We start from the raw sequence: 13423 nt of genomic DNA, 5'->3' as shown, positions 1-13423 counted from the left end.
TTTATTCCTTTTGGCTAAACGTTTCTCTAAAAGATGTCCAGAAAAGAGGCCTCAGAAATATCTGAGGCCTCTTTTCTGTACATTGATACATTCCAAATTCAGTTTATTCATAAAAAATTAGATTTTGGATGTCATTTAAAGACTCAACAATCTTAATATCCAAGCCATTTTTCAACGAATATGATAAAAAAACCATGGATACTGCGACATATAAATCAGTTAAATAATCAAGTGGCAGCTTTTTTATTTGACCTTCAAGATGACTTTTATGGATATAGCTGGAGAATTTATCGTGGAGTATTTTTTTAAATAACTCGGATAAATCGCTTTCCGGCGTATGGACTGCAAAAAGCGCTAAAATTTGAGGGGCATTTTGGGATAAGAATTGTGAAATTTTGATTAAGGCATCTTTAATATCTGCTGCATCTAGTCTTTCCCTTAAAAAGTGGGCTAAGGAATCTGTAAAATATTGGTTGACCTTACTCAGTAATTCGTATTTATCAACATAATGTCGATAAAATGTAGTTCGACTAATTTCAGCAATACTGCAAATTTGATTAATCGTTATCTCTGTAAAAGCTTCTTGTTCAAGTAGTTCAAACAGCGCATTCCAAATATGAGTATCCGTTTTACTGATTTGACGATATGCCATATTGACCGCCCCTTACAATATAAAAGTTACAATTCGCTGTTCTTTGTTGCAAGTGTTACAAATTGCCATTATTTGCAACTCGTATCTATCGGCCCCCGTTGTTAGAATAGCATCATAAATAACAAGGAGGAACTAATCTTATGTTTAAAACATACACTAACAATGAGCAGTTTAATTTTCAAATCAATCGATTCATGGAACCCTATTACAATGATCCTGAAATTCAAGCAACAATTAAAACGGCAGTTGCGCAAATTAAAGATCAGGAAAGTTGGTATCAGGTTTGGGATAAAATGGGCGTTACTGCTGAAAAAAATGCAGAAAATGCCCTTGCTTCAGCCTATTATCAATTAGCTGATTTCTTCTTACCAGAAGCTGACGTCAGAAAAAAAGAAACGTATGCCGCTTTTAAAAGAACATTTTACAATAGTATCGATACCTCAAACATCGAATTTGAAACTGTCCCTTATGAAGAAGGGACTTTACCAGTCGCTAGAATTAAGCAACCCAACGCAACCAAAACACTTTTATTCCATGGCGGATTTGATTCATATTTAGAGGAGATCATTCGCTTAACCCTTGATGAAGGATTGACCAACCTAAAAGATTATAATTTCATCTTATTTGAAGGGCCGGGCCAAGGTAAAGCATTGAAAGATGGTATACCTATGACCTACCAATGGGAAAAACCAGTTTCCGCTATCCTTAACTACTACCATTTAGATCATGCGGACCTGATGGGCATGTCCTTAGGCGGGTATCTAGCAATGAGAGCTGCTGCTTTTGAACCCCGTATTGAAAAAGTAATTGCATTTGACGTTTATTATAGCATGTTAGACTCTTTTACAATGAAACTGCCTAAGCAAGCCTTAGCCATAATCGAAAAAATCAACAATCCAATTATCGCTACTGAAATTAATCATAAGTTAGCCTTAGCTGCGATTAAAAACGTTGATCTTGATTTTAAGATTAGAAAAGGTAACGAAATTATGGCCACTAGCAAGGCTTCAGATTTAATTAAGAGCGTCAAAAAATATACACTAAAAGGTGTCGAAGATAAAATTACTCAAGCTGTCTTATTGCTCGCTGGTGACCATGATATGTACGTGCCTACCCCAACATTAGCCTATGAAGCAAACTTATTAATAAATGCCAAATCCGTTACAAAACAAATGTTTGATGAAAAAAGTGGTGGCGAACGTCATTGCCAAGTTGGCAATAAATCCGTTGCTTTTGATAAAATTATTCAGTTTTTAAAGGGTTAATCTCATGCTTGTCGCCACACTTGGCATTCTTATTGGAATAGGCCTCCCACTGCAAACAGCAATCAATTCAAAGTTAAAAACAGCAACAAAATCCCCATTCATAGCATCTTTTATTTCGTTTACGATTGGCTGCGTGGCTTTATCGTTACTTGTTATCACTATAAAGCCCAATTTAAATTCCGTCCAAATTTCCCACCAACCACTATGGTTATGGATTGGTGGTGTACTAGGTGCGATCTTTTTAACCGGAAATATTTTGTTGCTACCTAAAATTGGTAGTTTTCAGACGGTTTTAATGCCAATTATTGGGCAAGTTGCCATGAGTATGATCATCGACAGCCTCGGCTTATTTGATAGTAAAGTGATACCATTCAATATTCTAAAATTGATTGGTGCAACTGTTGTTTTATTGGGTGCTACAGTCACCATCTATACACCTCAAAACCGTGCCGTCCGTGTTCCTAAAGCAAATAAAAAATGGAGTCTGAGAATTTGTGGCATCCTAACCGGGATATTTAGTGCAATGCAAACAGCCATTAATGGTCATTTAGGAATTGTATATGGTTCGTCCTTATTTGCCGCAACAATTTCTTTTCTCGTGGGTTGGCTCTGCTTATTAGCGCTGATACTCATCAAAGACCATTCTGTGATTTCCGCGTTGAAGTTACACGTCTTTAGACAGCTACCTTTATGGTCTTGGCTAGGAGGCATTATAGGGGCATCCTTTGTTTTGGGAAACGTCGTAATGATGCCTATTCTAGGCACTGGATTATCAATCACCATTGTTTTAACAGGACAACTACTTGGTAGCATTTTGATCGGAAATTTTGGCTGGTTCGATGTCCCCAAATCTGCTATCACCCGTAATGAAATAATTGGTCTACTGCTGATCATTTCCGGGATTCTAATCATGAAATTGTTTTAAAACCTAAGTAATAATTTAACAGCCTATCATAAATGAACAATCCCCCCAAAGTTAAAGTGAAAAGTCTTAACTTTGGGGGGATTTATATTTTCATATAAAATGAGTGCTTTCGGTTATGGTTATTTTCCTACCAAAATATGAATGTAAAAGCTTTTTGACAGCTTTGTCAAAGATTTTTGATTGCATTTACTGTTGAATTTGCTTTAATGGGGTTAAAGACTTCTAGAAATTCGAGGTAACGCCATGGCAATTGGGAAACGTCTGCAAGAACGACGCAACGAATTAGCAATGACTCAAGACTTTGTGGCTGATCAATTAGGTGTTTCACGCCAAACTGTGTCTAACTGGGAAAACGGGCGCAGTTATCCTGATATCGAACGTGTGCTGCAGCTGTCCGAGCTTTACCACCTTTCTTTGGACAATCTATTGAAGGGCGACGCCACAATGGTGCATCACTTAAAAACGCAAACAACGATCAATCACTTTTTGAAATTGTTTATCTTGTTGATGGCCCTAAATATCAGTTTGATGGTTGTCTTGTTGCTGTTAAAAACCACCACCACGCTGCTATATGCCTTGATTTTTGCCTTAATTGGGATTAATACTTTTTCAATCTTCTATTTAATTATTAAAAAAATTTGAAGGTGATTGTTATGAATCTGCTATCCTTATTGCTGATCTGCGTTGGCATCATTGTCATCACCAGTTTCTGTTTGATGTATTATATGTACCATTTGGTCCTAATCGATGCCACAAGTCGCAATATCACCCATCCCAAATTCTGGTCAGTGCTTAGTTCCGCCAATCAAAATGGTGGTGGCTTACTGATTTACCTATTCAAACACCGAAACACTGCTAGCCTACTCAAACCGGTCGACCAACAAAAAATCGCATCAATCAAAAATAAAATTTATTGTTTGTTGGCTGTGGACTTAGCGGTGTTTCTGATACTGATTGCCCTGTTATGCCGCTCAGTTTAAAACTACCGCTTCCTTTGACCATTTTCTGAAAATCATTTATACTAGACTTGTAAAATCAAGAAAGGAGTTTTTTCTCAATGATTGATTTTAAATTAGCGCATACTGTGACCTTTAATGATGGTCGCAAGATACCTCAAATGGGTTTAGGGGTTTGGAAAGAGGACAATGCAGCTGCTAAAAGATCCGTGGAACAAGCACTGCATGCTGGTTATAAAATGATCGACACTGCCAAACAATATGGCAATGAAGCCGGTGTTGGTGCCGGTCTGAAAAGTGGCCTGAAAGCCAATAATTTACAGCGATCAGATATTTTTGTCACCACTAAAATCTTTAACGGTGATCAGGGTTATCAGTCTACCTTAGACAATTTCAAGAAATCTTTGCAACATTTGCAACTGGATTATGTGGATCTGCTGTTGATTCACTGGCCGGTTGACCATAAGTACAAAGACACTTGGCGGGCCCTTGAAGAATTGCAACGCCAAGGTTTGGCTAAATCAATCGGGGTTTCAAACTTTGACGAAGCACGGCTTAAAGATTTGCTCAGCGATGCCAAAGTAATCCCAGTGGTAAATCAGCTGGAATTCAATCCTTTGAATCAACAACAAAAAATTCGCACCATGATGGCTGACTTGAATATTCGCCTAGAGGCTTGGTCCCCATTGGGCGGCGGGGCAGCTTTGAACAATCCTGTGATTGTGCAACTGGCCCAAAAATACCAGAAGACACCTGCCCAAATTATTTTACGCTGGGATATTCAACAACTAGTCATCACTATTCCTAAATCTACCCATGAAAAACGTATGGTAGAAAATAGTGAAATTGATGATTTTAAGTTAACTGATGCGGATATGAAAGCCATTGCTGCGTTAGACCAAGAAAAGAAGAGTCTTTGGTATGATGATTTCAAGTGGCACAATCCCAATATTCCTGAATATGATACCGTTCATTCATGGCCGGATTCACCAAAAGATTAATTTTTTATAAACTAAAAGCGTTACAGCTCGTAATTTTTGCGGGTTGTAACGCTTTTTTAACGGGCCAATTTAGCTACTGTTGCTTTGGCATAAGCAGCGGCAGCAGCACATTCGGCAGCGTTGGGGTGAGATTCATTGATGACCCCCAGGGCACCCCGGCCCATATAGCCCCGGTCCACGATTTTGATGCGGTCATCCCGCAAAGCACGTTTCGTCTGAGGCTCGATGGACATCTTCCAGTTACTGGTACTGAAAACAGCGATTTGCTTGACTTGTTCATAGGACAGCGTATGGATAAAGTCCCGGAGATGTTTATCTAATTGCGAGGCAATATAAGGCGCCCCACCAATAAATAAGAGATCTACTGGTTCTGTGATCGGCGTATCTACAGAATAGGCCTTGGTATCCACCGCTTCTGCCACTGCATCAGCCAACTTCTTCGTACTGCCTGACTTTGAATAATACCGCACTGCAACTTTCATAATGTGTCCTTCCATGTTGCGTATTTAGGTCATGATACCATAAAAAACTAGGGGCGATGGTATTCGTGTTTGCTGAAAACGGGCATCAAGATATCATCTATAATTTCAGCCATCGCGGCCTGGGTTAATTTACCTTGGGCAGTAATGGCAGCATTAATCACCAATAACGCGGGTAAGTTTAAGACGCGGTCTGAAAATGACTGTCCAGTCAATTCTCCACGTTTTTCGGCTTGATGTAATATCTGCGTTACGCTTTTACGAATATAATTATTATCAATTGCATCAAGACGGTACATCATTTTCGCCACCGAAATATCCCGAAGTCGATCAACCCATAACCCCGCCAATTGGTCACTGGTGAGATAAGTCAGATAGTCAACGGCCTGCTCAAAAAACTGGCCTAAATCTGTCCGTAAGTTACCCGTATCCGGTATTTGAATATCTGGTTTCGGCCCGAACTTGGCCAAAGCGCTGACCACCAAACGGGCTTTATCAGCCCAGCGGCGATAAATGGCATTTTTATTGGTACCTGCAATTTTCGCCACCGCTTGGATCGTCAAAACATTATATCCCACTTGATTTAATAGCTGCCAAGTTGCCCTTAAAATAGCATCTTCTAGGACTTTCCCCCGTCGTCTAGTTTGTTTTTTACCCAAAATTATAAAACCGCCTTGCTTTTCTGAAACAATGCGTTTATTATACAGGGTACTCCAGTACCTTAAATAAAAAACTAAGCGAGGTCAAATTTCATGCAAACAACTAGTGCCAAGGATCTTTTAAAAGTGGCCACTATTTTAGTCATCGGTGCCATCGCACCCATGTTAGATACCACCATGACCAACATTGCCATTACCACGATTATGAACGATTTAAATACAACTGTCGACATTGCTCAATGGGTAACCACGGGCTATGTTTTAGCTTTAGGTATCATGGTTTTATTCACCGGCTGGGCGGTGGATAAATATGATGGCAAGCAATTATATGTCTGGGGTCTGATTTTATTTTTACTTGGCTCCATCATGTCTGGCCTAGCCAACAACATTGATATCCTCATGATCGGCCGCGTCATTCAAGGGGCCGGCTCCGGGATGGTGGTCCCCTTGATCACTACCCTATTGGTCCGGGCCGCCAATGGGCAAAACCTGGGCCGGCTCATGTCAACCGTGGGCTTACCCATGGTATTAGTCCCCATCTTAGGCCCCACGGTGGGTGGCTTTATCATCAATCAATTGGACTGGCATTGGATTTTTTACATCAACATCCCCATCGTCTTGATTGCTTTAGGCTTACTTTGGCAGCTCATGCCCAGCTTTCCGCCAGTGGCTACTACTAAAAATTTTGACATCGTGGGGTTTGTGCTGTTAGGCGGCATGTTTAGTGCCTTACTGTTAGGCATCGTCAACCTCAGCAGCAGTGATAGTCTTTCAGCGCTAAACGTCTTATTACCCCTATTCATTGGCTTAGATTTACTAGTGGCTTACGTGGTGTATGCTGCTAAATTCCCAAAACGGGCATTGGTAAGTTTGCGTTTATTTAAAACACCAAATTTCTCCGGTTCCGCCGTCATTTTATTGATGTCCGGCATTGCCGTCAATGGGGCCATGTTCTTGTTGCCCATGTACTTACAAAATATCCGGGGTCTCAGTGTGGTTTGGTCTGGGTTATACCTGGTGTCCCAAGGCTTAGGCATGTTGATCACCAGAACCCAAGTGGGGAAATTCACCGATGCCATCGGCGCCCGCTGGGTGGTCCTGGTATCAATTGCCGTAGCCATTGCCAGCACCCTGCCCTTTGCCTTCTTTGATGCTGATACCAATAAATATTTAGTACTGGTCATCTTATTTGTCCGAGGGATTGGCCAAGGGGGCTTGACCATCCCCGTGATGTCTGATGCGTACATCGGCATCCCCAAAACCCTCATCAGCGAAGCCACAACAGCCTCCAGAATGCTGCAAAACGTGGGCGGCGCCTTTGGATCGGCCATCCTAGCCACCGTTATCCAAAATCAAACCAATGGGCTGGTGCCCACGGTCACCCATTTAACCACTGCCTACCACAGTGCTTTTATCTGGTCCGTGATCCTAACCGCAGCCGCCGCCATACCAGCCTGGTTCCTGACCCATCATAAACCAGTCGCAAAGGAGGCAATCTAAATGCTCATCATTATTAGTCTATTGTGTCTCGTCGGCATTATTGGCCTGGCCGTCAGCACCAAGTTCAAGCACCGCCTGGGCATTGGCGCAGTTTTAACCATTGTTTTATTGCTGGCCCAAACTTTATTACTGCTGGATACCCATACCCATTGGGGGACTAACCTGCAGACGACCCAAAGCCAACAGACCATTGCCTCCTTAGTCAGCTTCCCCGGTGATAATCAAGTGTTGGCCTACCGCAACGTGGGCAGTGGTAAAACACGCAAACAAATTTACATCTACAAACCAAGCTCTAGAAGTAATAAAAAATTGATGACTTATGCCGATAAAGTCACGATTCTTTTAGAACGAAGCCCCCAGGCAACAGCCCACCGTATCAAGGCAGTCACCCGCTATCATTACCATAATACCTGGGCTAAAATATTATACGCCTGCGTCTTGAATGACCAGCAAGTTCAAAAAACCACCATTACCTTCCAATTACCTGCCCACTGGTTTGTCTTATCCACCCAGGATCTCACCAAAGCCGGCAAGCACTTAAAAGCCCAACAGACTCAAATGAAGGCAGCCGTTGCCAGTGAAGTTCAGGCCTACTTGGTAAAACATCCCAATCAAGGGGCTGATCCAGGTGATATTCAAAAAGTCGAAACCCACTTTTTGCAACAATATACTGCCAAAGATTTGACCCGGTACAGCGTCAAAATCAACCATTGATCCGCTCAAAGCCACCTACTAAGCCAATTAGCAAGTGGCTTTTTTCAGTTGTGAAAATCATAGCCCTGATGTCAAAATTTCCATGACGTTAATTTAAAATTTTCGGTCGACATCCCCTTATTTATCGATATAATAAAGTTAGAACATATCAGGAATCGCTTTCATGATTTGTGAGCTAATTCCCAATCCAATATAAGGAGTTCTATGTTTATTATGACAAAAACCGTCACAGAGATTCTAAATACCAAATACCCTTTGATTCAAGGACCCATGGCTTGGTTGACCGATGCCAAATTAGTGGCTGCTGTTTGTAATGCCGGTGGTCTTGGGGTTTTAGGTACCAATGCTGGTCAAAATACTGTTACCCGGGATGCCACTGAAAATGCCGAACGATTGCGGCACCAAATTCATAAGGTGAAAAAACTCACCGATAAGGATTTTGGTGTTAATATCTTGACCGCATCTCCCGATGAAAAAATCGATGATGATCCTTTTATGAAGGGCTTTTTAGATGTGGCCTTTGAAGAACATTTGAAATACTATGTGGTGGTTGGCGCCCCTAATGAAGCGGTCTTTCAAGCCATCAAAGCCCATGATGGCATCATTATCTTCCGCCCCATGACCCCAACCATTGCCACGATGGTTCAAGCCGAAGCTTTAGGCGCTGATATCTTAGTTGCCACCGGTCGCGATGAAGGTGGCATTTTACCTGCCCAAGAATATGGGACTTTTACCGTAGTCCCTACCATGGTAGACGCTGTGAGCATCCCCGTCTTAGCTGCTGGCGGCATCAATGATAAGCGCGGTGTCAATGCCGCTTTGGCCTTAGGGGCGCAGGGGGTCTTTATTGGCACACGCTTTTTAGCCACAAAAGAAGCCCCAACAGCTGAAAATGTGAAAGAATTAATGATCAAATCTACCTATCACGACCTAACCCAAGTCTCCGCGTCACAACGTTCCTTAAAAACTGGTGCGGCGCAAAAATTAGCCCAAGACTATCAGCAAAATCATGATGGCCCTAAGATGGATGAGGCCATCAATGCCTTAGGTGGTCTATTGCCAGCTATGGTCAAAGGTGACGTGAACGCCGGTATCATCACCAGCAATACCGGCATTGATTTAATCCGAGACATCCCAACCGTGGCTGAGCTTATCGATCGCCTCATGGTTGACTATAAAAATTAGTATCGAAAAAAATAAACTGATTCAGGTAGTCGTCCGATATTGTGACAGCTAAATGACCAATTAGCCCACGGTTCACAGGCACTTGATCCCGCCTTAAAAACAAGGATTTTTAATGTGAACCTCTGCGCATATGTGTACCTTTTCCCGTGATTTGGCGTTACAATCATACTCGGCTATGGTAAAATTATTAGGTTAGAATAATTCTAATTTGGAGGCGTAATAATGACCATTGATTTACGTGATGTACAAGATGTTTATAAAGATGCTGGTTCAGATATTATTTTCGCGACCCTAGACTTAAAACGCGCTGATCCTGCCAGTGACAAGGCGGTAATTGCTGATTTAGCTGAGCACTTACCCGCATTCATTAACAGTATGAATATCCGCTATCCGGATGCCAAATTAGCCGTGGCTTTTGGCTTATCTAAAAAAGCCTGGGACTATCTTTTTCCTGATACCCCAGCCCCTAAGGAACTGGAAGAATTCCAGCCAGTAGTTGGACCTAAATACACAGCCCCAGCCACACCAGCTGACCTATTCTTTCACATTCGCTCGCAAAACTCTGCCGTGCCTTTTGAATTAATGTCTGAAATCATGACCATCATTGGCGATAATACGGTGACCCTAGATGAAACCCATGGCTTCCGTTACTTTGAAGGCCGGGCCATCATTGGCTTTGTGGATGGGACTGAAAACCCAAGTGCTTTAGATACCCCAGAATATGCCATCATCGGCGATGAGGACCCAGCTTTTGAAAATGGCTCTTATGCCTTTGCTCAAAAGTATGAACACAATCTAGATGCTTGGAATGATTTGACCACTGAAGACCAAGAAAAAGCCATCGGTCGCCGCAAGTTCACCGACATCGAATTAGACGATAAGAAAAAATTAGACAATGCCCATAATGTGGTCTCTCAAGACAATAAAGATGGCGTTGAACACAAAATCGTCCGGATGAACGTGCCCTTCAGTAATCCTGCCGAAAAACAAAACGGTACATATTTCATCGGTTATGCCCGTCACTGGGACATTACCAAGCGTATGTTAAAAGGCATGTTTGACAACTCTGACCGCCTATTAGACTTTTCTACCCCAACGTCTGGAGAAGTATTCTTCATCCCCGCTAAATCTCTATTGGGTAAAATCGCCGATGACGAGCTTTAAAACACAATTTATTAAATAACCCGTCACGCTTCAATACCGCCAAAAATCATCTGAAATTTCAGGTGACTTTGGCGGTTTTTTTAATGCCCATCAATTGACTCAATACCACCATCCGCCCCAAGTCCCTTGACAGTTTAAGTAGCCTTAAATTAAAATATTTATATAGCTTAACAATATTTTAATTTAAAGAATGGAGAATGATATTTGGAAGATGATATTAGTCAGAGGTCGCCAAAAAGTGTGACTAACGAAACCGTTGACAGTTTGACCGCAGAACTTGAGGTGCCCCCCGGATCCCAGGGCCTAAGTACAGCTCTGTCCCAGGAACGTTTGGCCAAATTTGGGCCCAATCGCCTACAAGGCCACACCACCCCTAAATGGTTGATTTTCCTACGGCAATTCAACAACTTGATCATTTATATTTTGGTGGCCGCCGCTGGCTTAACAGCGGCCATGGGCCATCTCACGGACACGGCCATCATTGGCTTAGTGATCATCATCAACGCCTTGGTGGGGTATTACCAAGAGGCCAACGCCTCAGATGCCCTAGAGAAAATCAAAAATCTTTTGGCACCGATGGCTACCGTTTATCGGGATGGTATTCGCCAAGATGTGCCTTCAGAAGCACTGGTCTTAGGGGACTTAGTTTACCTAGAGGCCGGTGATAATGTGCCCGCTGACTTACGTTTGGTCAGTGCCGATAATCTCCGGTTGCAAGAATCTGCCTTGACCGGCGAAGTTGATGCCGTGGCCAAACAAACCCAAGCCCTTCAAGGGGACATCCCCCTAGCCGAACAAACCAACATGGCCTTTGCCTCCACCGCTGTGGCGGCGGGCAGTGGCTTGGGCTTGGTGGTGGCCACGGCTGACCACACTGAATTGGGTAAAATTTCCCAATCCGTGGCTAACGTTCAGAAGAGTAAGTCTCCCCTCATGCGGGAAATTGACGGTCTGGGCAAGGGTATTTCTTGGGGGATCATGGGCTTTTCCGTCTTGCTGTTTCTACTGGGCATGCTCACCGGCCAATACACCATGGGGACTTTAGCCCTGGCCATTGTCACCATGGTGGTGGGCTCGATTCCTGAAGGCCTGCCTGCTACAACGTCGGTTATCTTAGCCATGGGTGTGGCCAATATGGCTAAAAAACACCAAACTTTGGTGAAGAGTTTACCGGCTGCGGAAACACTAGGCTCCGTAGATGTGATTGCCACGGATAAAACTGGTACCCTGACCAAAAACGAAATGACCATCACCCAAATTATCACGCCACAAACGACTTACCGGGTAACCGGCAGCGGTTATGCCCCTGAAGGCACCTTCAAAGTTGCTGACAAAATCATTACGCCCAGCCAGCACCCCGACTTGCGCCAACTTCTTGAAGCGGGCTTTTTGGCTAACGACACCACTTTGACCCAGACAGCTGGGCAATTCACCATCAATGGTGAACCTACAGACGGCGCGTTTTTAACTGCTTATCACAAAGCTTTTCCGGACAAGCCAGCGGTTCAAGCCTTGGATCTGCTGCCCTTTGACTCGGATTACCGCTACATCGCCCGTTTGGTCAAAACACTCACAGGGGCTACCAAGCTCTATGTCAAAGGCGCCCCGGATAAATTGTTTGCCATGGCTGCAGCAGGTGATCCGCATTTTGATCGCCGCGCCTATGAAGCCTTGACCAAACAGCTCAGCCAGCAGGGTCAGCGGGTGATCGCTGTGGGTGAAAAACCCGTACCGACTAATACCACCGCGGTCAGCCATGACTTATTACAAGCTGGCATCACTTTCCTAGGGTTAGCGGTCATCGTGGACCCGCCTAGAGATGATGTCATTGCCGCCATTCAAGAAATGCGTCAAGCTGGTGTCAAAGTGAAAATGATCACCGGTGACAACCCCGATACTGCGGTGGCCATTGCCAACCAATTGGGCCTAGCCGACAGTCCCCACGCGGTGACCGGCTTAGAGTTAGCCGCCCTGCCGGAAGCAGAACGCCAGCAAGTCATGACCCAAGCCGACGTTTTCGCCCGCACCACTCCCAGCGATAAATTGGCGATTGTCAGTGCCTTACAAGCTGCTGGCAAAGTCACCGCCATGATGGGGGATGGGGTCAATGATGCCCCGGCTCTGAAAAAAGCCGATATTGGCGTGGCCATGGGTATGGGTGGTACCGATGTGGCCAAAGATGCGGGGGATATGATCTTAACAGACGATAAATTCTCCCGGATGCAAACCGCCATCGGTCAAGGCCGCCGCATCTATGCCAATATTAAGAAAAGTATTCTCTTTTTACTGCCCACCAGTTTTGCCGAGGGTTTAATTATCGCCTTCACCATTTTAATGCAGCGGCAAATGCCCCTGCAGCCCAGTCAAATGCTCTGGATCAATATGGTGTCCGCCATCACCATTCAGTTCGCCTTCATTTTCGAACCGGCGGAATCTGGCTTGATGCAGCGCCCACCCCGGACTAGCAATGCCAGTTTGTTGAACAAACACGACATTTTCCAAATGATTTATGTCTCGGTATTGATTGCCGGCATTGGCATCATCGCTTATGACTGGCTCCTCAGTGCGGGGGTGGCCAATGAAATCACGGCTAGTACCATGATGGTCAATATCATTGTCTTGAGTAAAATTTTCTATTTGTTCAATATTCGGACCAATGCTTTGGTGATTTCTAAAAATTTCTTCAGCAATCCCATGGCCTTTGTCATTATTGGCATCATGCTAGGCTTGCAATTGATTTTGAACTACGTGCCTTTCATGCAAGGCATTTTCCATACAGAACCTTTAACCTGGTTAGAATGGGGGATCGCCGTGGCTGTGGGTATCTTGATCTTAGTGATCACCGAGTTTGACAAAGTCATTCGCCTAGCCCACCGGCGTCAAAAAGGTAAAACGCCTCTGGCTGAATTATCTGAATAACCCA

General features: G+C 43.7%; 13 protein-coding genes. 10 read left to right on the top strand and 3 right to left on the bottom strand.

What is annotated here, in order from left to right; translation table 11 throughout:
- Positions 1-103 precede the first annotated feature (103 nt).
- A complete protein-coding gene (locus tag FC83_RS14935) occupies positions 104-652 on the bottom strand; it encodes a TetR/AcrR family transcriptional regulator (protein ID WP_035454310.1) in 549 nt (182 codons plus the stop codon).
- Positions 653-792: 140 nt separating this feature from the next.
- Here FC83_RS14935 and FC83_RS14930 point away from each other — a divergent pair, with 140 nt between their 5' ends.
- The 5 genes from FC83_RS14930 (at position 793) to FC83_RS14910 (ending at position 4799) form a co-directional block, all read left to right on the top strand.
- Entirely contained in the window at positions 793-1917 is a 1125-nt protein-coding gene (locus FC83_RS14930) for an alpha/beta fold hydrolase (RefSeq protein ID WP_035454307.1), read from the top strand.
- A gap of 4 nt (positions 1918-1921) precedes the next feature.
- On the top strand, positions 1922-2842 hold the full coding sequence (locus tag FC83_RS14925) for a DMT family transporter (RefSeq protein ID WP_035454305.1): 921 nt from the start codon (positions 1922-1924) through the stop codon (positions 2840-2842).
- Between the two features lie 243 nt (positions 2843-3085).
- Entirely contained in the window at positions 3086-3484 is a 399-nt protein-coding gene (locus FC83_RS14920; protein WP_035454302.1) for a helix-turn-helix domain-containing protein, read from the top strand.
- Between the two features lie 11 nt (positions 3485-3495).
- Positions 3496-3822, top strand: coding sequence for a hypothetical protein (locus FC83_RS14915; RefSeq protein WP_035454299.1), 327 nt, complete (start codon positions 3496-3498; stop codon positions 3820-3822).
- A 77-nt stretch (positions 3823-3899) separates the two neighbouring features.
- Positions 3900-4799 (top strand): aldo/keto reductase, encoded by a 900-nt coding sequence (locus FC83_RS14910; protein ID WP_035454296.1) that lies wholly within the window; start codon positions 3900-3902, stop codon positions 4797-4799.
- A 56-nt stretch (positions 4800-4855) separates the two neighbouring features.
- Here FC83_RS14910 and FC83_RS14905 read toward each other — a convergent pair whose 3' ends face one another.
- Positions 4856-5281 (bottom strand): flavodoxin family protein, encoded by a 426-nt coding sequence (locus FC83_RS14905; RefSeq protein ID WP_052004840.1) that lies wholly within the window; start codon positions 5279-5281, stop codon positions 4856-4858.
- Between the two features lie 47 nt (positions 5282-5328).
- Entirely contained in the window at positions 5329-5937 is a 609-nt protein-coding gene (locus FC83_RS14900) for a TetR/AcrR family transcriptional regulator (RefSeq protein ID WP_035454294.1), read from the bottom strand.
- Between the two features lie 93 nt (positions 5938-6030).
- Here FC83_RS14900 and FC83_RS14895 point away from each other — a divergent pair, with 93 nt between their 5' ends.
- From FC83_RS14895 to FC83_RS14875, 5 genes are all read left to right on the top strand, one after another.
- On the top strand, positions 6031-7437 hold the full coding sequence (locus FC83_RS14895) for an MDR family MFS transporter (protein WP_081763137.1): 1407 nt from the start codon (positions 6031-6033) through the stop codon (positions 7435-7437).
- A complete protein-coding gene (locus FC83_RS14890; protein ID WP_057002946.1) occupies positions 7438-8151 on the top strand; it encodes a DUF4811 domain-containing protein in 714 nt (237 codons plus the stop codon).
- A 213-nt stretch (positions 8152-8364) separates the two neighbouring features.
- Positions 8365-9336 carry an NAD(P)H-dependent flavin oxidoreductase gene (locus FC83_RS14885; protein ID WP_052004831.1) on the top strand — a complete coding sequence of 324 codons (972 nt, stop codon included), beginning with the start codon at positions 8365-8367 and terminating at the stop codon, positions 9334-9336.
- A gap of 222 nt (positions 9337-9558) precedes the next feature.
- Positions 9559-10500 (top strand): Dyp-type peroxidase, encoded by a 942-nt coding sequence (locus tag FC83_RS14880; RefSeq protein ID WP_035454289.1) that lies wholly within the window; start codon positions 9559-9561, stop codon positions 10498-10500.
- 204 nt (positions 10501-10704) lie between these two features.
- On the top strand, positions 10705-13419 hold the full coding sequence (locus tag FC83_RS14875; RefSeq protein ID WP_156405616.1) for an HAD-IC family P-type ATPase: 2715 nt from the start codon (positions 10705-10707) through the stop codon (positions 13417-13419).
- The last annotated feature ends 4 nt before the right edge of the window (positions 13420-13423 follow it).

The organism is Agrilactobacillus composti DSM 18527 = JCM 14202 (assembly GCF_001436375.1).
Lineage (GTDB): Bacteria > Bacillota > Bacilli > Lactobacillales > Lactobacillaceae > Agrilactobacillus > Agrilactobacillus composti.
Note: the sequence above shows the minus strand (reverse complement) of the source record. Positions and strands in the feature narration are given on the sequence as shown.